Source organism: Paracoccus litorisediminis (assembly GCF_009711205.1).
In the GTDB taxonomy this organism is placed as follows: Bacteria; Pseudomonadota; Alphaproteobacteria; order Rhodobacterales; family Rhodobacteraceae; genus Paracoccus; species Paracoccus litorisediminis.
In genome coordinates this window covers 1-24,971 of the sequence record NZ_WMIG01000024.1, presented here as the reverse complement: position 1 = coordinate 24,971, position 24,971 = coordinate 1, and the positions used below count along the sequence as shown (strand labels likewise).

General features: G+C 65.0%; 22 protein-coding genes. 10 read left to right on the top strand and 12 right to left on the bottom strand.

Annotated elements, in window-relative coordinates:
- Positions 1–22: 22 nt before the first annotated feature.
- Positions 23–838 (bottom strand): sugar phosphate isomerase/epimerase family protein, encoded by an 816-nt coding sequence (locus GL300_RS22765; protein ID WP_155041980.1) that lies wholly within the window; start codon positions 836–838, stop codon positions 23–25.
- Positions 839–868: 30 nt separating this feature from the next.
- Positions 869–1,858, bottom strand: coding sequence for a Bug family tripartite tricarboxylate transporter substrate binding protein (locus tag GL300_RS22760; RefSeq protein ID WP_155041979.1), 990 nt, complete (start codon positions 1,856–1,858; stop codon positions 869–871).
- Positions 1,859–2,154: 296 nt separating this feature from the next.
- Between GL300_RS22760 and GL300_RS22755 the strand changes: the two genes are divergently transcribed.
- From GL300_RS22755 to GL300_RS22725, 7 genes are all read left to right on the top strand, one after another.
- The gene (locus GL300_RS22755) at positions 2,155–2,619 is read left to right on the top strand and encodes a type II 3-dehydroquinate dehydratase (RefSeq protein ID WP_155041978.1); all 465 of its coding nucleotides are present in this window, start codon (positions 2,155–2,157) and stop codon (positions 2,617–2,619) included.
- A gap of 40 nt (positions 2,620–2,659) precedes the next feature.
- On the top strand, positions 2,660–3,712 hold the full coding sequence (locus tag GL300_RS22750) for a Gfo/Idh/MocA family protein (RefSeq protein ID WP_211595348.1): 1,053 nt from the start codon (positions 2,660–2,662) through the stop codon (positions 3,710–3,712).
- A 129-nt stretch (positions 3,713–3,841) separates the two neighbouring features.
- On the top strand, positions 3,842–4,783 hold the full coding sequence (locus tag GL300_RS22745) for a LysR family transcriptional regulator (protein WP_155041976.1): 942 nt from the start codon (positions 3,842–3,844) through the stop codon (positions 4,781–4,783).
- Between the two features lie 158 nt (positions 4,784–4,941).
- On the top strand, positions 4,942–5,391 hold the full coding sequence (locus GL300_RS22740; protein WP_170297786.1) for a nuclear transport factor 2 family protein: 450 nt from the start codon (positions 4,942–4,944) through the stop codon (positions 5,389–5,391).
- An 84-nt stretch (positions 5,392–5,475) separates the two neighbouring features.
- Positions 5,476–6,459 (top strand): Gfo/Idh/MocA family protein, encoded by a 984-nt coding sequence (locus GL300_RS22735; protein WP_155041974.1) that lies wholly within the window; start codon positions 5,476–5,478, stop codon positions 6,457–6,459.
- Between the two features lie 17 nt (positions 6,460–6,476).
- A complete protein-coding gene (locus GL300_RS22730) occupies positions 6,477–7,316 on the top strand; it encodes a sugar phosphate isomerase/epimerase family protein (RefSeq protein ID WP_155041973.1) in 840 nt (279 codons plus the stop codon).
- Positions 7,313–8,086 (top strand): SDR family NAD(P)-dependent oxidoreductase, encoded by a 774-nt coding sequence (locus GL300_RS22725; protein ID WP_155041972.1) that lies wholly within the window; start codon positions 7,313–7,315, stop codon positions 8,084–8,086. Before GL300_RS22730 ends, GL300_RS22725 begins: the two co-directional genes overlap by 4 nt.
- A gap of 61 nt (positions 8,087–8,147) precedes the next feature.
- On the opposite strand, the gene GL300_RS22720 is transcribed toward GL300_RS22725, so the two are convergent.
- Complete coding sequence (locus GL300_RS22720) at positions 8,148–9,140, bottom strand: Bug family tripartite tricarboxylate transporter substrate binding protein (protein ID WP_155041971.1); 993 nt, start codon at positions 9,138–9,140, stop codon at positions 8,148–8,150.
- 99 nt (positions 9,141–9,239) lie between these two features.
- Positions 9,240–12,158 carry an FAD-binding and (Fe-S)-binding domain-containing protein gene (locus GL300_RS22715; protein ID WP_211595346.1) on the bottom strand — a complete coding sequence of 973 codons (2,919 nt, stop codon included), beginning with the start codon at positions 12,156–12,158 and terminating at the stop codon, positions 9,240–9,242.
- A 72-nt stretch (positions 12,159–12,230) separates the two neighbouring features.
- On the opposite strand from GL300_RS22715, the gene GL300_RS22710 reads away from it, so the two are divergent.
- From GL300_RS22710 to GL300_RS22700, 3 genes are all read left to right on the top strand, one after another.
- Positions 12,231–13,157, top strand: a complete 927-nt coding sequence (locus GL300_RS22710; protein WP_170297785.1) for a LysR family transcriptional regulator — start codon at positions 12,231–12,233, stop codon at positions 13,155–13,157.
- Positions 13,158–13,366: 209 nt separating this feature from the next.
- Entirely contained in the window at positions 13,367–14,362 is a 996-nt protein-coding gene (locus GL300_RS22705) for a Bug family tripartite tricarboxylate transporter substrate binding protein (protein ID WP_155041969.1), read from the top strand.
- Between the two features lie 35 nt (positions 14,363–14,397).
- Complete coding sequence (locus tag GL300_RS22700; protein WP_155041968.1) at positions 14,398–15,468, top strand: hydroxyacid dehydrogenase; 1,071 nt, start codon at positions 14,398–14,400, stop codon at positions 15,466–15,468.
- 147 nt (positions 15,469–15,615) lie between these two features.
- Here GL300_RS22700 and GL300_RS22695 read toward each other — a convergent pair whose 3' ends face one another.
- The 8 genes from GL300_RS22695 to GL300_RS27340 form a co-directional block, all read right to left on the bottom strand.
- On the bottom strand, positions 15,616–16,602 hold the full coding sequence (locus GL300_RS22695; RefSeq protein ID WP_155041967.1) for an ABC transporter substrate-binding protein: 987 nt from the start codon (positions 16,600–16,602) through the stop codon (positions 15,616–15,618).
- On the bottom strand, positions 16,602–18,419 hold the full coding sequence (locus GL300_RS22690) for a thiamine pyrophosphate-binding protein (protein WP_155041966.1): 1,818 nt from the start codon (positions 18,417–18,419) through the stop codon (positions 16,602–16,604). Before GL300_RS22690 ends, GL300_RS22695 begins: the two co-directional genes overlap by 1 nt.
- Before the next feature lie 234 nt (positions 18,420–18,653).
- Positions 18,654–20,147, bottom strand: coding sequence for a tripartite tricarboxylate transporter permease (locus GL300_RS22685; protein ID WP_155041965.1), 1,494 nt, complete (start codon positions 20,145–20,147; stop codon positions 18,654–18,656).
- A 25-nt stretch (positions 20,148–20,172) separates the two neighbouring features.
- A complete protein-coding gene (locus tag GL300_RS22680; protein WP_170297784.1) occupies positions 20,173–20,598 on the bottom strand; it encodes a tripartite tricarboxylate transporter TctB family protein in 426 nt (141 codons plus the stop codon).
- Positions 20,599–20,639: 41 nt separating this feature from the next.
- Positions 20,640–22,148, bottom strand: coding sequence for an aldehyde dehydrogenase family protein (locus tag GL300_RS22675; protein WP_246195355.1), 1,509 nt, complete (start codon positions 22,146–22,148; stop codon positions 20,640–20,642).
- 80 nt (positions 22,149–22,228) lie between these two features.
- Entirely contained in the window at positions 22,229–22,372 is a 144-nt protein-coding gene (locus tag GL300_RS22670) for a hypothetical protein (protein ID WP_155041963.1), read from the bottom strand.
- Between the two features lie 131 nt (positions 22,373–22,503).
- Positions 22,504–24,327, bottom strand: coding sequence for a relaxase/mobilization nuclease domain-containing protein (locus tag GL300_RS22665; protein WP_170297783.1), 1,824 nt, complete (start codon positions 24,325–24,327; stop codon positions 22,504–22,506).
- Complete coding sequence (locus GL300_RS27340) at positions 24,320–24,832, bottom strand: plasmid mobilization relaxosome protein MobC (protein ID WP_170297782.1); 513 nt, start codon at positions 24,830–24,832, stop codon at positions 24,320–24,322. Before GL300_RS27340 ends, GL300_RS22665 begins: the two co-directional genes overlap by 8 nt.
- Positions 24,833–24,971 lie beyond the last annotated feature (139 nt).

Below are 24,971 nucleotides of genomic sequence, written 5' to 3'. Positions count from 1 at the left end.
CCAAATTTCGCTGCCGCAATTCTCAGGCCACCGCGACCGAGTGCCGCCTGAACCAGTCCAGCGTGACGCGTCCCGCCGCCGCGATGCGGTCCTGCGGCGCCCAGCCTTGCTGGTCGCGATGCGGCGCCTCGAGCGAGATCGGGCAGCCCTCCGGCAGCAGCGCGAGCAGGTCAGACAGCGGCAACCCACCCTCGCCCGGATAAAGGCGGCCGGTCCGGCTTTCCTGCAACTTGTCCTCAAGCTGCGCGGGCGGAATGGCGGGCGCGTCGCAGATGTGGAAATGCCCGATGGCCGAGCGGTCCGGGATCGCCGCCATCTCGGCCAGCCCCGCGCCCGAGCGGCTGAGATGGATCGCATCGATCAGCAGCTTCGCCCGGGGGTGGTCGACGCGCCGATGCATCTTCAATGCGGCCTCCAGCGTCTTCATGCCGCGATAGGGCATGAACTCCATCGCCAGCACAAGGCCGTGGCCTGCGGCGGTTTCGGCCAGCCAGTGATAGTTCGCGGCCAGCCTGCCCGCATCGTCGTCGATCCCGGCCGAGGTGATGACCCCGGCGCCAAGCTCGGCCGCCGCCTCGACGGCGCGGGCATAGGCTGTCCGGTCAACCTCTGCACCCATCCCGAAGGATTCCGCCTCGAAGATGCGGATGCCGTGGTCGCGGGCAATGTCGCGCAGGCTGCGAATGCGCGCCCTGTCATTCCAGACCGGATATTGGTCGGGCGATTGCGCTGGCGGAAAGATCCGCAATCCGACACCGGAAAAGCCGGCGCGAGCGGCAGCGATGACCATGTCCTCGGGCGGCAGGTCCAATGCGGTGAGGTGTGAAACGCAGATCATCAGCTTCTCCTGCGGGCCGGTCTGGCCCGGTCATCCTTTTGCCTTGGCCTCGAAGACCTGACCGTAAAGCGCGTGATCAGCGCGCAGCCGCGCCTCGTAATCGGCAGGGCCGGCGGCGGCGGGGGTCAGACCCATCGCGCCAAGTTTCACCATCAGGTCGGGATTGGCCTGCGCCTTGGCGATGCCGTCCGAAAGCAGTCGCACGATTTCGTCCGGCGTCGATTTCGCGACCGAAGCCGCCATCCAGAAAGCCATCTGATCGACACCGGTCAGCCCGAACTCGGTCGAGGCCGGGACATCGGGCAATTGCGGCGCGCGCTTGGGCGCGGCGATCATCAGGGCCTTGACCTGACCCTGCCGGATATAGCCCTCGGACTGGCTGATCGAGCTGGTCATGAACTGGGCCTGATTGGCGAGCAGGTCGGTCATCGCCGGACCGCCGCCGGGGTAAATCACGTTGTTCACCTTGATCCCGGCCTGCTGGCACAGGTGATCGACGATATATTCGTTGACCGAACCCACGCCCACGCAGGCATGAACCAGCTTGCCCGGCTCGGACTGGGCCAGCGCGACGAATTCCGGCCAGTTGTTGGCCTTGAGCCCCGGCGCGCCGATCAGAACGTAATGGGACAGCACGCCCAGCGTGACGGGGCGCAGATCCTCGATCGGGTCAAAGTCCAGATCGGGCATGGTATAAGACCCCGCCGCCATCGAGGACGAGGTGTTGAACAGCAGCGTCGTCCCGTCGGGCTTGCTGTCCTTGACATAGCGCGAGGCGATGGTGCCGTTCGCGCCGGGCCGGTTTTCGACCACCACCGGCTGTCCCAACGCCTCCGAGAGAAACGGCGCAAGCAGCCGGACATAGTTGTCGGCGCCGCCCCCCGGCGCAAAGCCCAGAACAATCGTCAGGGGCTGGGACAGCCCCTCCCCTTGGCTGCGTGCAAGCGAAGGCATCGCCAGCCAGCCCAGTGCCGCACCGCTTGCCGTCAACAGGCGACGACGCGAGATTTCCCTATTCATCCTGCCATCCTCCCAGCACGGGCGCCGATCCTCCTCCCGAAAATCATCCGCCGCGACAGCCAGAAGTCCACCTGCGCCATGGAAAGACAAATACCGTTTCACTTGCCGAGGGATACCCAATCGGTTTGGGTCGGGCCCTGTCCCGCCGCGCCGCAGGTTTTGAACCGTCCGGGTCGCGACCGAATGAAAACGTCTGGCAGAAATAGGTTAACAGGATTGGACGGGCGCGCGGACTGCCCGCTATCCCGGTTGGCGGAGGCTGGACCGCATTGCGTCGTCCAGCATGAGGAGGTCCAATGTCAAATCCGCTGATCCTGTGCCTGAACGGGCCGAACCTGAACATGCTGGGCGTGCGCGAGCCCGAGCTTTACGGCCGCCAGACGCTGGCCGATGTCGAAACCGCCGTCCGCGCCAAGGCCGAGGGGCTGGGCCTCGATGTCGATTTCCGCCAGTCGAATTACGAGGGCGAGCTGGTGACCTGGATCCAGCAGGGGCATGGCTCGATCGCGGGCGTCATCATCAATCCCGGCGCATATACCCATACCTCGATCGCCATTCCCGACGCGCTGCGTATCCTGACCGTCCCGATCATCGAGCTGCATTTCAACAATTCCTATCGCTATGCCGACCGGGCCTTCCGGCAATTGTCGCATGTGCGGCCGGTCGCGACCGGCGTGATCTTCGGCTTTGGCGCGGCGGGCTATCTGAACGCGGTCGAGGCGATGAACAACATTCTGAACCCGCCCTTCCCCAAGAGCTGATCCATCCACCCTGCCTTAGATACAGTTCATGGAAACAATGATGCAGAATGTCAGGATCGCCTTCATCGGCGCTGGTATCATGGGCCGCCACCATATCGCGGTCGCCCGCCGCGTTCCCGGTATCGAGATTGTCGGGATCGCCGAACTCAATCCCCAGACCCGTGATCGCTATGCGGCCGAAGGCATTCCGACCTTCGCCGATCATCATGAGATGCTGGCCGAGGTCGCCGCCGAGGGGGCAGTGATCTCGACCCCGAACGCCTATCATGCAAGCGCCGCGATCGATTGCCTTGCGGCCGGCGTCGTGCCGCTGATCGAGAAGCCGGTCGCCGACACGGTCGCGGCAGGGCTTGGCCTGCGCGAGGCGCAACGCGCATCCGGCCTGCCCGCGCTGGTCGGCCATCATCGCCGCCACAACCCGATCATCAAGGCTGCGGTTGAGCATGTCCGCGCGGGCGGTCTGGGACAAGTTCTCGCCGTCAACGGCCTCTGGTTGCGGCGCAAACCCGACGAGTATTTTCAGGAAGCGTGGAAGACCGATCCCACCGCTGGGGGTGGCACCCTGCTGATCAACGCGATCCACGACATCGACAGCCTGCGCGCCATCTGCGGCGAGATCGTCGCCGTCTCCGCCATGACCTCGAACGCATCGCGCGGCGCGCCGGTCGAGGATACGGCCGCGATCCTGATGCGCTTTGCCTCGGGTGCGGTCGGAACCTTCCTGATCTCGGACAACGTCGTGGCGCCGTGGTGCTGGGAAATGACCTCGCAGGAAGACCCGCGCTTTGCCTGGCAGCCCGAGAACAGCTATGTCATCGCCGGCACCGAGGCGTCGCTGGCCGTGCCAACGCTTGAGACATGGTCGAACAGCCCCAATGGCGGGCGCGATGCGACCTTCATCCGGCGCAAGCTGTATCACGTCGCGGCCGAGTCGATGGAATTGCAGATGCAGCATTTCCTGCGCGTCATCCGGCGCGAGGAGGAGCCACTGGCCGATGTCGAAAGCGCGCTGGCGACACTTGCCGTGGTCGAGGCGATCAAGCTCTCAGCAGCACAAGGCCGCGAGGTCGCCATCGCGGACCTGCTGGGCTGATTGTGCAAGCGCCACATCGGGGATTGGACAAGGCCGGGGCCGTTGGCTCTGGCCTTGGCGTTTCTGCCCGCATGTCGGCCCTAGCCGGGCCCGGCTAGGGCCACTAGTTTGTCGGGGGGAGGAACCATAATGAACCTGCGTCAGCTTCGCTATTTCGTCCAGACGGTCGATGCCGGCAATATCACCCGCGCGGCCGAGCAGTTGCATGTCGCCCAGCCGGCGCTGGGGTTGCAAATCCGCCATCTGGAGGAGGAGCTTGGCATTCCGCTGCTGATCCGCCATTCGCGCGGCGTCTCGGCGACTGGTGCGGGAAACCTGCTTTATGAACGCTCGCGCGAGATCCTGCGTCTGGTCGAATCGACCCGGCGCGAGATGCTGGCCGAGACGACCTCGATGGCCGAGAGCATCACCCTTGGTCTGACGCCCGGTCTGGGGAACCTCTTCGGCGCGCATCTGATGCTGCGCGTGCGCGACGACATGGAGAACATCAATCTCAGCGTCGTCGAGGAGATGTCCTTTGTCCTCGTCGATGCGCTGGAACGCGGCGAGGTCCATCTGGCACTGGCCTATCAGGTCAATGACCGGCCCGGCATCTCACGCGAGGCGCTGTTTGACGAGGAACTGCTATTCGTCAGCGCCGACATGAGCACCAGCGAAGACATCTCGCTTGAGGAGTTGCTGGACCGGCCGCTGGTTCTTGCGGGCGAGCGCGATCATGTGCACCAGCTTGTCCATCAGGCCGCCGAGACGATCGGGCGCTTTCCGCAGGTCCAGTTCGAAGCGTCCTCGGTCGGGATCATGAAATCTCTGGTCAAGGACGGCGCGGTCTCCAGCGTGATGCCATATGGCAGCGTCATCGGCGAGCTTGCGCGCGGCGAGCTGACCGGCCGCAGGATCAAGGGTGGCAAGCTGGTGCGCACGCTCTATCTGCTGCATTCGCTGCGCCGCCCGCCGCTGATCAACGAGGCCGAACTGGCCGAGTTGATCAAGGTCCAGATCCGCAGCGGGCTGAGCCGCGTTCAGCCCATGGTCGCCCCGCGCGAGGGCCTGACCGCCGCCGATCTGGACTAGGCCAGACATTCCCCTTGGTGCTGGAATATCCCATCGCTATTGGACTGGCGGCGTAACGGCGCGCTAGCCTCGGCCTGCAAAGACAGACCTGCGGCCCCCCACCAGACCGGGACCGGCCGCCACAGGCGAGGTGGACCCCCTTCATGCGGATGGAAGTCTTGCCCGCTCGTCTTCCGGTCGAGGATGAGCAGGCAATCCTGCGGCTTTACGCATTGTATTGCCACTATTTCAACCATGGCGAGGCCCGGAAATGGGTCGAGCTTTTCGCCCCGGATGGCAGCTTCACACGGCTGAACCCAAGTGCCACAGCACCGGGCCAAATCGCCAACCCGGCGGGCAGCACCACGGGCCACGCGGCGCTGATGGAGATGGCGCTTGGCCGGCGCGAGATGTTCAGGGGCCTTGTCCGGCATCAGCAGACCGACATCGTCCTGAACCCCGGACCCGGACCGGATCGCGCCGAGGGCATTTCCTATATCCTGCTGACCGACTGGCGCGACGGGCCGGGCAAGATCCGTGCCGTGGGCGATTGCTTCGCGACATTCATCCGCGCCTCCGGTGACTGGAGGTTCCAGTCGATCGAGTTGAGCACCCTGCCGCTGGGCTGACCGCCGGGCAAGGAACCAACCGCACCGCTTGCGCCGACCAAGGCGCAGGCGTCGAAGCCGAATTTTCCAAATGGGAGGAGAACCATGAGATTTGCCGTCATCGGATCGCTGGGCTGGGCAGGCTCACGCCATGTAAAGGCGCTTCAGGAACTGGGCCATGACATCGTGGCCCTTGTCGATCCCGGCGCAGGCTGCGCGGATCAGGCAGCAACGGTCGGCGCGAAAGCAGTGGCGTCCTTCGACGCGCTCGACCTCGACAGCATCGACGCCGCCTGCCTTGCCCTGCCGCCGCATCTGCATCCCGACCTGACCCGCAGGCTGGCCAATGCGGGCAAGCATGTGCTGTGCGAAAAGCCGATGGCGCCCGATACGGCCGAGGCGCGCGAGCTGGTCGAATTCGCGGCCTCGGTCCCGGTCACGATCATGCCGGGCTATCTGCTGCGCACCAACCCCCATATCCGGGGCTTTCACGACGCGCTGCGCGGCATGGGCGAATTGCGCCGTGTCCATATCTCGACCAATGTCCGCAAGCCCTCGATGGCGGGCTGGCGGTCCGAGCCGGTGATCGGTGGCGCGCTGCTGGTCAACGCCATCCATCAGCTTGACCTTGCAAGCTGGTTCACCGGCGAGATGCTGACACCGCGCTTTGCCCAACTCGACAACGTGCATTTCGATGCCCCGACCGAGGATCTGTTCTTCACCTCGATGGTCTCGCCCTCGGGCGTGACGGCAAGCGTGCTTTCAAGCTGGTCACCCAACCCGCCGATCCTGTCCGACGGGCTGATGATCACCGATGCCGGAAAGCTGCGCATCGAGGCCGAAACGGATGGCGGTTCGATCGTGCTGACCGCGACCGGCTATCGCATCAACGGCACCGATGTCGATATTCCGGGCGTGGTGGGCGTGAACCAGTTCGCGCGCGAGATCGAGCATTTCGTCGATGTCATCGAAAACGGCACGCCGTTGCTGGTCACGGTCGAGGACAACTGGAAGGTCCAGAAGCTGATCGAGGATTGCCGCGCCGCCGCGATTGCCCCGGCCGGTCGCGTCGCCAATCGCGCGGCCTGACAGGGCAGGAGCATCAGATGATCCTGAACCCGGCGGAAATCGCCCTCGCACAACTCGGGATGACGGATGAAGGCCCGGTCGCGCTTGTTCGCGCGGCCGCGGCAGCGGGCTTTGCCGCGGTGGGCTTGCCGCTGCGCTCGGGCGCGCTGCGACCGCTTCACACCGAGATCGTCGGCAATGCGCCCCTGATCCGCGACATCCGCCATGCGCTGGCCGATACCGGCCTGCGCGTCTTTGATGTCGAGGCGCTGGTCCTTGGCCATCTGCCACCCGAGGCCGAATTGCAGGCCATGCTGGAGACAGCTTCGACGCTGGGGGCGTCGCGTGTCTCGTGCCTTGGTCATGAGCCGATCCATGGTCCCGGCACCCTGCGCCCCGGCGGAGAAGTGGAGGCGCTGGCCATGCTCTGCGAACTCGCCAGCAGCCACGGGCTTCGCATCGGAGTCGAATTCATGGCCTTCCGCGCCATCAACTCTCTGGGCAGCGCCGCGGCGCTGATCCGCGCATCCGGCGCGACGAATGCCGGGATCGTGGTCGATGCGTTGCACGCCTTTCGCACCAACGCCACGGCTGCGGAAATTGCGGCCCTGCCGCCCGGCATGGTTTCGCATCTTCAGATCTGCGACGCCCACCGCCTCGCGCCCAGCCGCGATGCGCTGGCCGAAGAGGCGCGCCGTGGCCGCCTGCTGCCGGGGAATGGCGCAATCCCGCTGCGCGCCTATATCGACGCCCTGCCCGAGGGGACGCCGCTTTCGGTAGAGCTGCCAGTCGAGGAACTGTTGTCCCTGCCGGTCGCCGAGCGTGCCCGGCGCGCAGCAGCGTCGCTTGCCACATTGCAACCGGTGAAAAGCCAATGACACATGAACAAAACCGCAGGCGCGTCGCGCTGGTGACCGGCGGCGCACGGGGCATCGGCCTTGCTTCAGGCCGGATGCTCGGGGCGACCGGGCTGGCGATCGCGCTGGCCGATATCGACGGCCCCGCCGCCGAGTCGGCGGCGACGGAACTGCGCGGTCTTGGCATCGACGCGCGGGGCTATGCGCTTGACGTCGCGGACCCGGTATCGGTCGTGGCGACCATCAGAGCGGTCGAGGGCGATCTGGGCGGGGTCGACGTGCTGGTCAATTGCGCCGGCATCCTGCCCCGGATCGAGGGGCGCAATCCCACTGTCGAGGACATGCCACTGGCGCTTTGGAACCAGACCCTCGCGGTGAATCTGACCGGGCCGATGCTGATGGCACAGGCGACAATCCCGTTGATGAAGCGGCACGGCTGGGGACGTATCGTCACGATCTCCTCCCGCGCGGCACGGACACGAACCTTTGGCAACGCGCATTACGCGGCGTCGAAATCGGGGCTGGCAGGCCTGCACCGGATCATGGCGGCCGAGGTCGCGCCCTTCGGGATCACCGTGAACAGCATCGCACCATCGCGGGTGAACACCGGCTTGAACAGCAACCTTGCCGATGGCGGCGCGACCCATCATGCAGCGATCCGCGAGACCCCGGTCGGCCGCATCGCCGAGCCCGAGGACATCGCCGCCGCCGTCGCCTATCTGGCTTCGGACGAGGCGGGCTTCGTCACCGGAGCCATCCTTGACATGACCGGCGGCTCTTTCATGCCGTAGCGATCGCACGGCAGATGCAAGGGCCCTGTCATGCGAAGGGCCCTTGCCATTCTTTGTGTATCTATTCGACGCGGATCCCTGCGGAATCCGCGATCTTGCGCGTCAGTTCCGCATCCATTCGCATCCGCGACACCAGAGCATCCGCCCCTTTCTGATCGACGGCGAAACCGGCAGCCGCGAGGCCGTCCTGCACGCGTTGCTCGGTCAGCACCGATGCCAGCGCGGTGTTCAGGGTCACGGACACTTCGGGGGAAAGCCCCTTTGGTCCGTGCAGGCCGAACCAGTTGCTGATGCCCTCGAGTCCGGTCAGCCCGTCCTCGAGACTGGTCGGAACATCGGGCATCAACTGAAGGCGACTGCCTCCTGCGACGAAAAGCGGGCGCAGCGCCCCGGCGCGGATCTGCGCCTCAAGAACCGCGGCCCCGGCAATACCAAGCTGCGTCTGGTTGGCGATCAATTCGTTCAGGCGCATCCCGGCATTGGCATATTGGATGACGACCATGCTGGTGCCGGTCTGCTGCTGGAACAGGGTGCCCGACAGATGGATGCCTCCGCCTGTGCCCGTCGCGCCATAGCGAACGCTGCCCGGACGCTCCTTCATCAGTGCGACGAACTCGGCCGTGTTCGCAGCGGGCACGTCCTTGTGCACGGCATAGATGAAGGCGCCGTCGCAGATCATCGTGACATGGTCCAGATCATCCAGCAGGCTGGGCGGCTTCTTCACGCTGGTCACATAGGTCGAGAGCGCGGCGGCACTGGACACCAGCAGCGTATGGCCGTCGGGTTCCGCCTGCGCCACCAGACCGACCGCCATGGTTGTCGCGCCGCCGGGGCGGTTCTCGACCACCACGGGCTGTCCAAGCGCGGCCTCAAGCCCCGGCGCGATCAGGCGCGCGACCAGATCATTGCTGCCGGCCGCCGCGGTGCCCACGAAAAGCCGCACCGGCTTGGTCGCATATGTCTTGGCCCTGAGCAGGCCCGGCGCGGCCAGAACGACCGGAACGGACAGACCCGCCGCGAGAAGGCTTCTTCGCGTTATCTTCGAAATCGTCATGAACTCCTCCCATCGGGACGGAGGAAGCTGCCCGCCCCGATGGGAATAATGGCGACCCGGTGGCTGTGCTGGCCAATGCCGTTTCCCTTGGCCAGACCATCACGTTTTGGCTGGATCGGACCTCGGCAAGCCCGCGAAACGGTCGGCAATCAGCCGCATCGGATGCACGGCCTTGGCCTGTGCGAAGCGCCGGGACTGGCAGCGGCAGGAGAAGCCCGTCGCCATCACGGTCGCGCCCGGTTCGATCAGCGGCGCCCATGACAGATCGAAAAGCTTCCGGCTGTTCGTCAGGTTGCGCGCCTCATGGCCATAGGCACCGGACATGCCGCAGCATCCCGTCGCCGCGATCTCGAAATTCAACCCCAGCCTTTCGCCAAGGGCCCGCCATTCCATGCTGCTCGTCTGCCCCTTCGCTCGTTCGGTGCAATGCAGAAACACCCTGTATCTCTGGCCATCGGGCGGCAGACGCGGCAAGGCATCCTCTGGCAGCGAGAGTAGGAATTCTGCCATCGAGACCACCTTCCGGCGCGGCATCATCCCGGCATGTCGGTATTCCTCGCGCAGAAGCGTGACGAATGACGGGTCGCAGGCAATGACCGGCAGGTTGCAATCCGCGAGCCGGTCCAGCTCGCCCTTCAGGATCGTTGCCATGCGCAAAAAGGCCGCGCGCGCACCCGAGGCATGGGCCGCCTTGCCCCCTGCTGGCAGTCGCAGGATCGCAGGCGCAAATCCAAGCGCGCGCAATCCGTCCACGATGTCGCAAATGGCATCGGTGTCGAACAGTTCGCTAAAGGCGTCCGGCGCGATCAGAACATTGTTCGGGGTCAGCTTGCCGCGCGACACGCGGCTGGCAACCTGCCGGGGCGTCACGACCTCGACCCCAAGATCGGCCAATCCCCGTCGCGAGACGGACGGAGCGTCATTGACACCCAAACGCACAGCGAGGCGCGACATGAGCGCAGCCACCGGACCAAAGGCCAGGAACGGACGCAGTCGCCCGATTGCGCGATGGTGGCGCTCCAGCAGGATCATCGCGCGGTCCGACAAACGCCGGGGCCGGGTTCCATGCCAGTGCTCAAGGAAATGCGACCGCATCTCGGGGATGTCGATCTGAATGGGGCAGGTGCTGGCGCAGGCCTTGCAGCCCAGGCAGGTCTCCATCGCCGCATGGACCGACGCTTCGATCAGGGGCGTCAGGCTGCCGCTGCGGCGCGCGCCATCCCACAGCTTCAGCGCCTCTGCCCTGCCCTTCGGTGAATGCAGCGCCTGACCGCTCACACGGAAGGACGGGCACATCGGCTGGCTGGCCGCATAGGAATGGCAAAGCGCATTACCGTTGCAGCCATAGGCGCGGGCAAGAACACCATCGCGGCGCATCGGACGAAACGGCGTCGACCGGACGCCCAGCAGCCCCCTTTCCAGCGTGATCAGCTTGCCGGGATTGAACCTCTCATTGGGATCGAACGCGGATTTGATCTGCCTGAACGCTGCGAAACACTCTGCCCCGACGAGTTCGGCAAGATACTGGCCCCGGACACCCTTGCCATGCTCGCCCCAGAAGATCCCGCCAAGCCGCGTCACCATGGCGAACACCTGATCCGAGATCCTGCCAAGCCGGACGCGGTCATTCAGATCGGCGATATCCAGCGCCGGCCGGACATGCAGGCAGCCCACATCGGCATGACCGTAGATGCCGTAGCGCAGCCCCTCGGCCTGCATCAGCGCGCCGAACTCGGCAACGAAGGTCGAGAGGTTTTCCGGCGGCAGGACGCAATCCTCGACGAAGGAGACGGGCACCCGACCTCTCTGAGCGTCATCCCGCCGGGCCAGCAACCCGACGCTCGCGCTGCGGATCGTCCAGAGCCGCGCAATCTCCTCTGGGTCCGAGGCGACATGCAGACCGGTAAATCCGGACAGCTTCGGCAAATCACGTGCAATTGCCGCAACCTGCGCATTCAGCGCCTCGGCATCGCCGCCCGAGCATTCGATGAAGTTGAAGACCGGCGCCTGACCATCCGCGCCCCGGACCGCGCGCGGCAGGTCAAGAAGCAGGCCTGCATCCCCGGCCAGACGCGCCACCCATTCGTCAAGGCATTCCACCGCCAGCGGCTGATGGCCGAGCAATGCCGAAACCGAATCGAGCGCCGCAGCGAAGCCGTCAAACGCTGCCACCAGCAGGCGGCGATGTGGCGGACGCGGCAAAAGCCGCAGCCGGATACGGGTCACCAGTCCCAGCGTCCCTTCGGCCCCGATGAAGAGGCGCCACCATTCGAACCCATCGGGTCCGCGCCGCGCGCGTTCCAGATCATAGCCCGAAAAGCGCCGCGACAGCGCGGGCACCCGGCTCAGCAGATGCGGCCGGCCAGAGTTGCAGGCGGCCTCGACCTCAGCCTCCAGCGCCGCTGGCAGGGACGCGGCCAGACTGTTGACGGCGCGCCCTTCGATGATGGCGCTGAGCCCGATCACATTGTCGGCGGTCTTGCCATAGCGGCGCGATCCCTTGCCCGACGCGTCGGTCGCCACCATGCCGCCGATGGTGCAGCGGCTGGAGGTCGAGGTCTCGGGCGCGAAGAACAGGCCATGCGCCGCCAGCGTATCGTTCAACAGATCCAGAACCACGCCCGGCTCGACATCCGCCCAACCTGCCTCCGGGTTGATTTCGAGGATCCGGTTCATGCGACGCCGCAGGTCGACGACGATCCCGCTATTCAGCGACTGCCCATTCGTGCCGGTCCCCCCGCCGCGCGCGGTCACCGGCCATCGTGCGAATTGCGGCCGGTTCAGGCATCGCATCATCGCCTCGCAATCGGCCTCGTCCTGGGGCGACAGGATCAGCGACGGCGCGATGCAATAGACGCTGTTGTCGGTCGAAGCAGCCGCGCAGCTTGCCGGATCATGGTCGATTCCCCCGCGAAAGCCTTCAGTCCGGAGGGCCCCCGTCAGGGCCGCTATATCCGATTGCGCCAACGCGCCCTCGGTCGCGGGCATCACCGGCGGAGTATCCTGTAGATCGCGCAAATCGCACCTCCCTTACTTGCAGGAAGGATTGCGATCAATGCCATAATTTCGTAAATACAGAAAATGCAGAATATGATTTCTGAAAAATCGAACATAGGTGTCCGGCATTTTCGGGCTTTCATCGCGATTGCCGCCGAGGGCTCCTTTCGCGCGGCTGCCGCGAAGCTGGGAATCGCGACCTCGGCCCTGACCGAAGCGGTTCAGGCGGTAGAGCAGGAAACCGGCACGCAACTGATCGACCGCAAGTCGCGCCCGGTCGAACTGACAGCCGCTGGAAAGCAGTTCCTGATCGACTGCCAGCAGATCATGTCGCTGCACCACCGCGCACTGCGCGACCTCAGTCTGGTCGGCGGGCTTGAGACCGGAGAAGTTTCGGTTGCGGCGGCACCGTCGCTGACCAAGACCCTGCTGATCCCCGCTTTGCGCATTTTCCGCATGCGCCATCCCGGCATCCGCATCTTGATCCATGACGATGTTGCCGGTCGCATCGAGAAGATGATCCTGAACAAGGAGGTCGAGTTTGCAGTCGCGGCCCGCTGGCGACCCACCACCGAACTTGAGGCAGAGCCGATAATTCATGACGATATCGGAATGGTTTGCTCGTTAGATCATAGACTTGCAAAGTGTGCAGACGTCAGTTTCGGCGAGCTGTCGGAGGAGACGGTGATTTCGCTTCTGGGCGAGACGGGAACCTCTGCCATGCTTCGCCGCTCGGTCCATTTTCCCCGCTCGCTACTCGAAGGACAATTGCAGGCCTACAGCACCGTCGCCCAGTTGATGATGATCGAGGCAAATCTGGGCATCGGATTTCTGCCACGACTGGCGATGGAGGTGATGGGGACCGGCGGCCTCGTATTCGTGCCGCTGCGCGGACTCAAGCTGCGCCGCGCCTGCTATATCCTGTCCGAACGCCGCCGCACCGCGTCGCCCGCCGCCGAGGCCCTGAAGCAGATCATCCGCCAGATCGCCAAGGGGCAGGACACGGATCCGACGCGCTGACCGGCCGCCGCGTCGAGATCGCTTCGCTCTGGCTGCCAGAAGATTAAAGTATTTTCCACTCGACGAGTGTTGGTGTCATTTTTGACACGCTGACCCGGTGTCCTGCAGGAGGAGCAGGCCCCATCCCCAGGAACAGGATTTCGCCTTGGGCACCGTTTGCAAGGACGGGGCGCGGCCCGGTGTCGTCGGCATCCAGCGAGGAGGAGTGGATGACAAGGAAGCTTTTCGAAACGACTTTGCTCGGCACCGGCGCGGCGGCGCTTATGGGGCTGCTCTGCCAACCCGCGCTTGCCGCGGAGACGGATTATCCGCAACGCCCGGTGCATCTGGTAATCGGCTTTGCGGCGGGTGGTGGCACGGATGTCTTCGTCCGGCTGCTGGCGCCCTATCTGTCCAAGGAACTGGGCCAGCCGGTCGTGGTCGAGAACCCCACCGGCGCGAACGGAAACCTCGCGACCGAGGCCGTGGCGAGTGCCACGCCCGATGGCCATACCCTGCTGATCTCGACCAATTCGGTGATGGGTTCGGGCCCCCATGTCTATCCCGACCAGCCGGTCGATCCGATCGAGGATCTGGCCCATGTCACCATGCTGGTCGAAAGCCCCTATTATGTGATCGCAAGCAAGGACTCGCACTGGTCCAGCTTCGACGATCTGGTGACGGCAGCCAAGGCGGATCCCGGCAAGCTGGTCTTCGGCTCTCAGGGGGTCGGCAGCATGGGGGATATCGTCGCCGGCGTGCTGGAACTGGAAACCGGCATCGACCTGAACATCGTCCAATATCGGGGTGGAGGCGCGGTCGCGACAGACATCCTGTCCAATCAGGCGCAGGTGACGAATTTCTCGTCGCAGATGATGGACAGCTATTATGCCAGCGGGCAGGTCGACGGGCTGCTGGTCATGTCGCCCGATCGGAACGGGGCGACCCCCGACATCCCCTCGGCCGGAGAGCTGGGCTATCAGGATCTCAGCCGCCTCTCTTATTGGACGGGTCTGCACGCGCCCAAGGACACTCCGCCCGAGGTGATCGAGAAGCTGCATCACGCAGTCGCGGATGCGCTCGCCGACCCGGATCTGGCCGCACGCATCAAGGCCACGGGGCAGACGCCAGTTGCCAGCAACCCCGACGCATTCGAGGGCCGGGTCCGTCAGGATCACCAGTTCTATGGCGATATCCTGACGCGGATCGGCTTCCAGCCCGAATGAAACAACTCACGCACAACCAAGCTGAAAGGCACAAGATGACAGCGAAGAAAGCGAAACTGGTCTTTTTCGAAAGATGGGCCGATGACGATGCGGCAACCCGCGTCCTGACCACCGCGCCCGAGATCGAGGTGACGCGCCTGCGCTACGCCGACCCGCGTGCGGTGAACGATACGGCGATGGCTGCGGCGCATGGCTATCAGATCCAGTCGCGGGTCGAGCTGGACCAGTTCTGGCTGGCCGAGGCGCCGCTGCTGGAACGCGCGCCCAACCTGCTTGCGATCAGTTCGACCGGCTCTGGCTATGACGTGATCGACGTCGAGGCCTGCACGCGCAAGGGCGTTTTGGTCGTCAATCAGGCGGGCGGCAATGCGCCCGCCGTGGCGGAACATGCGGTGGGCCTGATGCTGTCGCTGTCCAAGCGCATCTCCAGCTCGGACCGCGCGGTCCATCGCGAAGCGGATGTGGATCGCTTCATCTATACCGGCAACAATATCCAGCGCAAAACCGTGGGCATCCTCGGCCTTGGCAATATCGGCCGGCTGACCGCGAAGATCTGCCGCAACGGCTTTGACATGACCGTCCTTGCCCATGACCCCCATCTCTCGGAGGACGAGATCCGCGCCCGCGGCGCCGAACCCGTCTCCCGCGACGAACTGTTCGGCCGGTCCGATTTCATCAGCGTCCACTGCCCCCGCACGGACGAGACTTTCGGCAGCATCGGGCTGCGGGAATTCTCGATGATGAAGCCCACAGCTTTCTTCGTGAACACGGCGCGGGGCGGTATCCATGACGAGGCGCGACTGGCCGAAGCCCTGTCGCGGAACCTGATCGCGGGTGCGGGCCTTGATGTGTTCCTTGTCGAACCCCCGGCCCCGGATCATCCGCTGCTGGCCTTCGACAATGTCATCGCGAACCCGCACCTTGCCGGAATGTCAGCCGAATCCCAGACCGGCATCACCGAATACGCCGCAACGCAATGGATCGAGATCCTGAATGGTCGTCGGCCGCCACGGCTGATCAATCCCGAAGCCTGGCCGCTTTATTGCCGGCGCTTCGAGGCGATCATGGGTTATGCCCCGGAAGGCGCCGCGACCGAGCCCGCCTGACGCGCGATCCAAAACCCACCCGCCAGCCACAAGGATGCCGGAGAAATCCGGCATCCTTTTTCGTCACCGGCAGGCCGCGCGTCAGACAGTGAAAAACCCGGCCTTGTGGGGCCGGGTTTACAGGCAGAAGCGGTGACGCGCGCGATCTCAGATGATGTAGCTTTCCAGCGTCGACTGGTGGAACAGCTCGGACGGATCGACCCTGCGCGCCGAAAGGCCCTGATGGTGATGCGCCTCGGCGAAGTAATCCAGCACATGCCGGTTCGGCTGGAAGCCATAGGGCCAGAAATCCTCGCCCATCAGGCTGCGGGCTTGCCGCAACTGTTCCTCGATGAAGGGCAGGGTCACTTTGGTCGCCGAGGTCTCGGAGAGATGCTCCAGCGCAACCCGCTTGGATTCCACAAAGCCCTTGAACACCGCCATCGGCAGCCAGGGATGTGCATCGACCAGCGTGCGGCGGATGCCGATCACATGCATGATCGGAAAGATCCGGGTCTTCTGGAAGAATGCCCGCGCCTCAGCAGTCGGGTCGTCGAAAATCCAGCGCAGGCCGGGGTTGGATGGCACGAAACTGGTCGGGGCACGAGGCCCGATGAAGGCGTCGATGCGACCATCCGCCAGCATGTCGCGCAAGGTGTCCTCGGGGCCGATCTCCTCGATCCTGACGCCTTCGGGTAGGTCCAGCTTGACCTTTTCGACGCGGCCCGGTTCTTCCAGACCTCCCCTCACCCAGTAGATATCCTGCATCCGCACGCCATATTCATGCTCCAGCAGGGCGCGGATCCAGACATTGGCGGTCAATTGCCATTCCGGAATGCCGACCCGGCGGCCCTTCAGATCCTCGGGCCGTCGGATGCCGCTGTCGCTGCGCACGATGATGCCGGTATGGCGGAAGGCGCGCGACACGAAGGCCGGGATCGCGACATAGGGCGCATCGCCCCGCGACACCCGCAGCGTATGCGAGGACAGCGACAATTCGCAGATGTCGAAGGCCTCGTGGCGCATGGCGCGAAAGAACATTTCCTCGGGATTGAGGCGCATCACGACCGGCTCGACACCGTCGATCTGCACGCGGCCATCCAGCAGCGGGCGATTACGGTCATAGTCGCCACAGGCGATTGAAAGCTGCAGCATCACTTCTTCTCCCCCGCATGGCGGTTCAGCGAGGCGACCATTGCCGGGGTGTAGCCGGGCTCGACCCGGATATCGACGACGGCGACGCCACCGGCCTCGACATGGGCCAGCGCCTCGCGCAGCACCGCTTCCAGCGCATCGGCCGATTTCACCGGGCCAAGGCCAAGCGCGCCCTGCGCCCGCGCGATCCCCGCCACGTCGATCTCGGGATCGTCCATGCGCATCCCGATCCACTTGTTCTCGACCGGGCGGCCGCGCATCCTCGCCACCCGTTCCTGATGCACCTCGTCATTGAAGAAGGACTGATTGTTCCCGACCAGATACAGCAGCGGGATGCGGTAATGCACGGCGGTCCAGATCGCGGTGACGCCCATCAGGAAATCGCCATCGCCCCCGACGCAGACCGGCAGCCGCCCGGTATCCTTCAGCGCCAGCGCTGCGCCAACGGCGATGCCCGGTCCGCCGCCGATCCCGCCGCCGCCATCAGAGCCGAGGAAATCCAGCGGATGGCGGAAATGCCAGAGCGCTCCGTCCCAGCCCAGCGGCAGATGGACGAAGGACACATCATAGCCCTGCGTCGCGCGCGCCAGCGCATGGGCCAGATGCCCCATCAGGATCGGCTCCTCGCCCAGTTCGGGATAATCCGCCAGCGCCTTGGGAAGATAGGTTGCGGGCAGGCTGTCACCGATGCCCAAAGCCCCACAAAGGCCCGGTAAGGCCTGATCCGGATCGGCCGCCAGCATGATGTCGACGACAGGCAAGGCCTGATAATCCATGCTCCAGCCGCGATGCAGGTTATGGTCCAGCGAGATCTGGATCACCGTCGCCGTGACCGGCGCCCCCTGGAAGGCCGCATCCAGCATCCCGCCCAGATCGACCCAATCGAGCGATAGGATCACGTCGGCCTCGGCAACTGCGGCGCGGGCCTCGGGCACGGCATAGATGCCGGGCGCCCCGGCATGCAGCGGATGGTCGGTCGGAAAGCTCGCGCCGATCTTCAGGTCGGTCAGCACCTTCGCCCCCAGCCTCTCGGCAAGCGCGATCCGCCGGTTCCAGGCCTCCGGGTCGCGAGAGGCGCGGCCCGCCAGAATGACTGGCTTGCGGGCTTGCAGCAGCACCTCGGCGATCCGCGCCAACTCCACCGCATCCGCCCCCGAGGACACCGCCGGACGATAGCGGCCCGCGTCGATCGCGGAGGGCAACGCGGGCAGCTCGGCCTCCTGCAGCCCGGCATCGAGGTTCACATAGACCGGCCCCTTGGGCGCCATGTTCGAGATCCAGTCGGCCCGCAGGATCGATTCCCGCGCCGCCAGCGCCGAGCCGGGCTGGTCGTCCCATTTCACATAGTCCCGCACCAACGCGCCTTGGTCGCGCGCGGTATGGATCCATTCGATCCACGGGCGACGTTTCGCGGCATCCACCGGCCCGGTCGCGCCCAGCAAGATCAGCGGCATCCGGTCACACCAAGCGTTGAACACGGCCATGGTGGCATGCATCAACCCGACATTCGAATGCGCCACCGCCGCCATCGCGCGGCCCGTCACCTTGGCCCAGCCATGGGCGATCGCGACGGCATGTTCCTCATGCAGGCACAGCAGCATCTGCGGGCCTTCATTGCCAAGATAGTTCACCAGACTGTCATGCAGCCCGCGATAGCTCGCTCCGGGGTTCAGCGCGACATAGGGAATGTCCAGCGCCTTGATTGCCTCGGCCATCAAATCGCTGCCAAAGATCGCATCGAACGTTTCCTGACGCAGCGGCTGCTCGACATCGGCGGGTGCCGCGCTCACGCAGATGCTTTTTGGCGTGTCCTTCATGATATTCAGTCCCCTTTCATTGGAGGCAGTATTCCATTCGGGCCGGTCGACGGACAAAGACCGTCGATTTGGGGCTGCGGAAGCTTTTGGCTTTGGCGTGCCGGACCGGGCCGATATCCTGCGGGCAAGCCTGCCCCGGTCGCCCCCGCTGATGCGGGGACGGCGGGTGGCGGCATTGTCGGGTGGTGGTCTGTTCAGGCGCGGCCCGCAGGGCGGGCCGGCGCGGATCGGGTTCTAGCCCTCGTCGAAGACGGCGCGGTTCCGGCGGAACTTCGGCGCGGCCATGATCAGGACCATCAGCAGGATGACACCGATCATCGTCGCCGATACCGGCCGGGTGACAAAGACGGTGATGTCACCCCCGGCGATCGCCATGGCGCGGCGCAGGTTCTCCTCGGCCAGCGGCCCGAGGATGAAGCCCAGCAACAGGGGCACCGGCGGGAAGCCGAAGGCCGACAGCAGCACCCCCGCCCCGGCAAACAGCGCCATCGAGATCAGGTCGACGGAGGAGAACTCCATCGCATAGGCCCCGATGCAGCAGATTGTCAGGATGACCGGGAACAGGATTCGATAGGGCACGCGCAGCAATTGCACCCAGACGCCGATCATCGGCAGGTTGATGATCACCAGCATGACATTGCCGATCAGCATCGAGGCGATCAGACCCCAGAACAGGTCCGGTCGGGTCGTCATCACCTGCGGGCCGGGCTGGATGCCCTGCATGATCATCGCGCCAAGAAGCAGCGCGAGCGTCGGCGTGGTCGGAATGCCCAGCGTCAGCAGCGGAATGAACGAGGTCTGGGCGGCGGCATTGTTGGCGGCCTCCGGCGCGGCCAGACCCTCGACCGCGCCCTGCCCGAATTCCTGCGGGTTCTTCGAGATCTTCTTCTCGAAGATATAGGCGGCAAAGGTTGACAGTGTGACGCCACCGCCCGGCAGCAGCCCCAAAAGCGCGCCGATTGCCGTGCCGCGCACGACCGCCGGGGCCGCGCGACGGGTTTCCTCACGCGAGGGCCAGAGCCTGCCAATGGTCGCGCTCAGAACCTCGCGGCTTTCGGTGCGCGAGATGTTCATGATGATCTCGGACAAACCAAACAGCCCCATCGACAGCGCGACAATGCCGATGCCTTCGGACAGTTGCGGAACGCCGAAGGTATAGCGCGAGGCGCCGGTCTCGATATCGGTGCCAATGGTGCCCAGCAGGATGCCAAGGGCGGTCATCGCCAGCGCCTTCGACATCTTGCCATGCGAAAAGACGACTGCCGCGAACAGGCCCAGCATCATCAGCACGAAATATTCCGGCGCATTGAAGCGCAGCGCGAATTTCGACAGTGCCGGCGCGAAAAGCGCGATGATCAGTGTCGCGACGATCCCCGCGAACAGCGAGCCGAGCGCCGCGATGGCCAGTGCAGCCCCCGCCCGTCCTTTCCGCGCCATCTTGTGGCCGTCAAGCACGGTGACAACGGCCGAGGCCTCGCCCGGCAGGTTGCACAGGATGGCCGTGGTCGAGCCGCCATATTGCGCGCCGTAAAAGATCCCGGCCAGCATGACCAGCGACGACAGCGGGTCCAGATAGATCGTGATCGACAGCAGCATCGAGATCGTCGCCAGCGGCCCAACCCCCGGCAGGACACCAATCAGTGTGCCGAGCACGCAGCCGACCAGCGCAAAGCCAAGATTCTGCCAGCTTGCCGCAAGGCCGAAGCCGTTCATGAATTCATGCAGCATTTCTTCCTCCCCCCTTTTCAGCCGATCAGAAGATCGGAATGGCCACGCCGATGAACTTGATGAAGACGACGACCGCGATAATCACCAGCGTCAGCGGAACCAGCAGAAGATCCCAACCCCAGCGAAACGGCTCGGCCATGCGGGCCAGAAGCGAGGTGACGATCACCGTGGGAACCATTCCGGCCCAGCCGATCATCATCGCAAAGACGATGGGACAGGCCACGACGACGAGAAAGGGCCGCAGGCGCGGCAGGTCGGCAAGGGTCGGCTCGCCCCGCCAGCCCTCGACCGTGATGATGGTGCCCAGCAGGGCAAGGATCGCCGCCGTGCAGACCGGAACGAAGCCGGGCCCCATCTGCATCGGGCTGCCAAAGGACAGCCTCAGGCCATAGCCAAAGAAGATTGCCGCGACGCCGATGATCACCGCGCCGACCAGCACGTCCCATCGCATCGGTCTGTCCTCGAAACGCATATTCCCCCCTCCCCATCCGGTCAGACCGCGCGCGGCCCGAACTTGACATGGATGTTCTTTTCCTTGGTGAAGCTCAGCAGTTCGGCCAGGCATTCCTCGCGCCCCAGCCCCGACAGCTTGGTGCCGCCAAAGGGCGCGCCCAAAAAATGCCGGCTGACCTCGTTGACCCAGACATATCCGACATCAACGGCGGCCGCGATGCGCATGGCCGCCGCCAGATCGTTGGTCCAGATCGCGCAGGTCAGCCCGACCTCTACCGAGTTTACCTCGCGCAGCATCCGGGCCTCGTCCTGCCATTTCAAAACGGCAAGGACCGGGCCGAAGATTTCCTCGCGCGCGATGGTCATGTCCTGTGTGACATCGGCGAATACCGTGGGCTCGATGAAGAGTCCGCCCTCGGTCTCGGGGCCCTCCGGCACGACGCCGCCATGCACCAGCCTTGCGCCCTCGGCCTTGGCCGTCTCGATATAGCCAAGGATGCGCTGGTGCTGCGCGGGCGAGATGATTGCCCCCATGGTCGTCGCCCAATCATCCGGCCGACCCGGCCGGAAGGCACAGATCTTCTCGGCCAGATGGGCAAGGACGCGGTCATGGATGTCGGCATGCAGGAAGGCCCGGCTGGTCGAGCCGCAAGACTGCCCGCACCAGGCAAAGTTCATGCCCGCGACCATGGCACCCGCCACCGCCTCGGGGTCGGCATCAGGCCCGGCAATCAGGGCGTTCTTGCCACCAAGCTCAAGCAGCACCGGCTTGACCCTGTCGGCCGCGCTGCGCATCACGCCCTGCCCCGCACCGACCGAGCCGATCAGTGCGACCGAGTCTGTGCCTGGATGGCGCACCAAAGCCTCGCCCGTCGCACGCCCCGATCCGGTGACGACATTGAACACGCCGGGCGGCAGCACATCCTCCAGCAGCTCGGCAAGTCGCAATGCCGAAAGCGGCGCCTGCTCTGGCGGCTTGACGATGATCGTGTTGCCCGCCGCCAGCGGCGCCGCCGACTTTCCGGCCGCGAACATGAAGGGATGGTTGAAGGGCACGATTCGGGCGACCACGCCCAGCGGCTCGCGCACCGAAGTGTTCAGCCGGTCCGGTCCCATCGGGATCGAGGCCCCCTTCATCTCGGTCACGAGGCCAGCGAAGAAGTCGATCTGCGCGGCTGCGATCGCTGCATCCCCGACCATGGCGGCGACGGGATTACCGCAGTCCAGCGCGTCAAGCATCGCCAGTTCACGGGCATTGTCCCTCACGATCTGGGCCATGCGCCGCAGCATTCTGGCGCGTTCAAGCGGGGCAGTGTCGCGCCAATCCGGAAAGGCGGCGCGCGCGGCGGCCACTGCGCGATCCACATCGCACGGCGAGGCATCCGCCACCAGACCAAGGGATTCACCACTTCCGGGACTGGTTATCTCGAAGCTCCGCCCGGCTTCGGCTGCATGCCAGCCCCCTCCGAAATACAATCCGCGCTGTCTTGGCAGAACCATGTCACGGGACAGGAGTGGCGGTGGCGTCTGGCTTACGCTGATGTTCATCTGTTTCTCCCGGTAAGTTCAGCTGGACTAGCACGGGAGGGGGCAGAGCGTCCAAAACCGCTTTCATTGAGTAGGAAGAGCTACGTTATCTTGACGTAGTAAGAACTGGCAGCTTTCCAATCGTCCCGCAGATCGCGGAGTGCGTCCAATTGCCGCGCGTCGACATCATCAGCCCCGCCAAGATCAAACACCGTCCCGTCGGGGAAGATCGCAAGGGTGATCATCCGGTGCCCCTTTCCTCCTGCGCCTGGAGACCCGGCGGTCGCGATCCAGCGTCAGGAAGAGCGAAGCGAGAGCGCAATCGTCAATCTTGCCCTGATCGATCTCCATCACCCTGCCCTCCCTTGTCATCGACCTAACGCTCGCGGTCGCGATGCTCACGGTCAGGTGCTTGCGAGCGATCCGCCTGGCGCTTGCCCGCGCCCGTTCCCAGATCTGGCAGCCGCGCCTTGGCCTCCTGGACCTGTTTCAGGCTCATGCCCATGCTCTCATGCTGTTCGGCGGCGGCGGTGATGGCCCGGGCGATGTCACGCCTTTGCGCAGGATCGGGAATATCGATGGCCAAGGCGCGGTCGTCGCCCTTGGCCAGCCGTGACATCAGGTCATTGCCGTAGCGTTGGCTCAGATCCCTGGCGAAGCGTCCAGCCTGTTCGTCACTCTGGAAGGCCAGCTGACAATCCTGTTGCAGCGCCTGCGACATCGCCTGCAGGGTCCGTGACAGGCGATCATTGTCGCGGCGCGGCTCGAAGCCGCGATCCAGCAGTTCGGCGGCCTTGGCATAGAAACTGTCGACCAGGCTTGCGGCCTTGCCCGGATCCTTCTCGCCGGCGAGATCGAGCCGCCGGCTCTCCGCCACCGCCTGGATGTCCTGCCGCGTCCAGTCGCGCTCCTGCCAGGCATTGGCCGCGCCCTGGCTCAGGCGCTGTTGCACCTGGGCCGGATCCAGTCCGCTGGATCTCGCCGCCGCGGAAATCCGGTCGCGGATCTCGGCGATGCCGTCACGGCCGATCTCGCGGGTCACCCCATCGCGGGTGATTGCAGTCGCGCCGATCTGGCTGCGATGCAGCGCCTCCTGCGCCGGGCGCTGCATCAACGCGGCGCCACGGGCATCGCCCAGCTCGCGGGCGACATCGGCGGCGGCGGTGTAGAAGTCGCGCCGCATCTCGCCTTGTTCCGATTGCGGCAATTGCTTGATGCCACTCTCGACCCGGCTGAGCCAGGTATCGTAATAGCGGCCGAGATCGCCGCGGCTCTGAACGTCCTGAGCTTGCATGAAATCCTCCGTCGATTGAATGATCCCGCCGCGCGCGAGGCGCTGCGCGACAGCCTCGATCCGCGCCGCCAATTCCGCCTCGCGACCTTGCCGCGCCATGGAAGAGAAGATCTGCAAGGTGGCGACGTTCTCGCGGATCTGCGCCAGGGCATCACGCACCGCCTGACCCTGCAGCGGCACTTCCCGGACCTCGCGGCCCTCGCGCAAAGCCCGCTCCAGCTCGGCCCGCGATGGGCCATAGGTGAGCTTGCCACGCTCAATGCGCGAGGCACTGTCGAGATAGAGCCCCTGCTCCGCCGCGATCTCGACCATGCGCTCCTTCATCTTCAACACATCAAAGGCATGGCCCTTGGCCATGTAGAACCAGCTGTCGTTTTCCAGCCCGCGATTGTTGATGACGATATGGACATGGGGGTGGCTGCGATCGGTATGCAGCGCCGCGATATAGGCCCATTCATCCGCGACATGCCGGCCGCTTTGAAACATTTCCGCCGCCCAGATCTCGGCGACTTGCAGCGCACGCTCGGGCGCGACATCAGCCGGAAAGGACAGGAGCAGATGCGTGGTATGGCCGTTTTTCGGATCACCCGTCCAGGCATCTTCCCAATCCCCGGCAATGGTCTTGCGTTCCTCGCGGCTAAGCGTGCGCCCCTTCGGATCATGCTCGACCATATTGCCGAAGATCGCACTGGCCTTGGCGAAGAGATAGTCGAACTGATTGCCGAGCTGCTTGCGGTTATGGGTGCCGCCATGATGGATCTTCTTCAGCACTGCGGCATTCGAGCCCTGGGCCAGACGCCAGAGATTGTTGGCGCGAGTGGTGAAGCGTTGCCGCGTGGATCCCTTGCCACCGCGCAGATAGCGCAGGCGCAAGTCCTCGAGGACCCCTTCCGTCACGCTAGCCATCCGCACGCTCCGAATAATTCCGGAAGAGCCGCACGCCGCGGCGGCGCTGTTCCTCGACCACGGCATTGAGCCAGGTCCGGAGCTTTGGCAGCGCGAGGCGCAACTCGTTCAGCGCCTGCCATTCGGCCCGGGCGAGATCGACGCGCCCGCGATTGGCGGCCAGGGCGATCTGGTTCACATTGACACCGATCTTGTGCAGCTCGGATTTGATCTCACCGAGCTTCGCGGCCTGCTCGGGCGGGAATTCCAGCAATCCGACACTGGCGCGCAGGACCGAGCGCAGCGCATCCGAGCGCGACCCCGCCCCCATGCGGGTCTGCAGCCGGGCAAGTGCCTCAAGCTCTTCCTGCGAGAGCCGCACCGTCACCGCCTTCCCGGAAGTGGTGGTCGCCCCGGATTCCCGGATGCGTTGGGTCTTGGCGCGCTTGCGCTTGCCGAGATCCGCCCATCCCGGGGCCGGGGCCGCCTGTCGCTTCAGATCCGCACCGTCCGTGGTGGTCGCCACCGCCCCCTCCGATCCGGCAGGGCGCGCGCTTTGTACACATTGTGCATTTCCTGCCATAGCCCTTTGCTGCCAGATGCGACTCCAGCTGTCAACGCAACCGGAGCTTGCGAAGGGTGCGATGACCGGGAGGCCATCGGTG

Excerpts from the sequence above, each read along its gene's own strand:
- GL300_RS22680 (WP_170297784.1), bottom strand. The coding sequence starts at position 20,598 with ATGCGATGGGACGTGCTGGTCGGCGCGGTGATCATCGGCGTCGCGGCA.
- GL300_RS22765 (WP_155041980.1), bottom strand. The coding sequence starts at position 838 with ATGATCTGCGTTTCACACCTCACCGCATTGGACCTGCCGCCCGAGGAC.
- GL300_RS22750 (WP_211595348.1), top strand. The coding sequence starts at position 2,660 with ATGCAGAATGTCAGGATCGCCTTCATCGGCGCTGGTATCATGGGCCGC.
- GL300_RS22705 (WP_155041969.1), top strand. The coding sequence starts at position 13,367 with ATGACAAGGAAGCTTTTCGAAACGACTTTGCTCGGCACCGGCGCGGCG.
- GL300_RS22695 (WP_155041967.1), bottom strand. The coding sequence starts at position 16,602 with ATGCTGCAGCTTTCAATCGCCTGTGGCGACTATGACCGTAATCGCCCG.
- GL300_RS22735 (WP_155041974.1), top strand. The coding sequence starts at position 5,476 with ATGAGATTTGCCGTCATCGGATCGCTGGGCTGGGCAGGCTCACGCCAT.
- GL300_RS22730 (WP_155041973.1), top strand. The coding sequence starts at position 6,477 with ATGATCCTGAACCCGGCGGAAATCGCCCTCGCACAACTCGGGATGACG.
- GL300_RS22665 (WP_170297783.1), bottom strand. The coding sequence starts at position 24,327 with ATGGCTAGCGTGACGGAAGGGGTCCTCGAGGACTTGCGCCTGCGCTAT.
- GL300_RS22685 (WP_155041965.1), bottom strand. The coding sequence starts at position 20,147 with ATGCTGCATGAATTCATGAACGGCTTCGGCCTTGCGGCAAGCTGGCAG.
- GL300_RS22675 (WP_246195355.1), bottom strand. The coding sequence starts at position 22,148 with ATGAACATCAGCGTAAGCCAGACGCCACCGCCACTCCTGTCCCGTGAC.
- GL300_RS22700 (WP_155041968.1), top strand. The coding sequence starts at position 14,398 with ATGACAGCGAAGAAAGCGAAACTGGTCTTTTTCGAAAGATGGGCCGAT.
- GL300_RS22710 (WP_170297785.1), top strand. The coding sequence starts at position 12,231 with ATGATTTCTGAAAAATCGAACATAGGTGTCCGGCATTTTCGGGCTTTC.
- GL300_RS22760 (WP_155041979.1), bottom strand. The coding sequence starts at position 1,858 with ATGAATAGGGAAATCTCGCGTCGTCGCCTGTTGACGGCAAGCGGTGCG.
- GL300_RS22690 (WP_155041966.1), bottom strand. The coding sequence starts at position 18,419 with ATGAAGGACACGCCAAAAAGCATCTGCGTGAGCGCGGCACCCGCCGAT.
- GL300_RS22745 (WP_155041976.1), top strand. The coding sequence starts at position 3,842 with ATGAACCTGCGTCAGCTTCGCTATTTCGTCCAGACGGTCGATGCCGGC.
- GL300_RS22670 (WP_155041963.1), bottom strand. The coding sequence starts at position 22,372 with ATGATCACCCTTGCGATCTTCCCCGACGGGACGGTGTTTGATCTTGGC.
- GL300_RS22755 (WP_155041978.1), top strand. The coding sequence starts at position 2,155 with ATGTCAAATCCGCTGATCCTGTGCCTGAACGGGCCGAACCTGAACATG.
- GL300_RS22720 (WP_155041971.1), bottom strand. The coding sequence starts at position 9,140 with ATGACGATTTCGAAGATAACGCGAAGAAGCCTTCTCGCGGCGGGTCTG.
- GL300_RS22725 (WP_155041972.1), top strand. The coding sequence starts at position 7,313 with ATGACACATGAACAAAACCGCAGGCGCGTCGCGCTGGTGACCGGCGGC.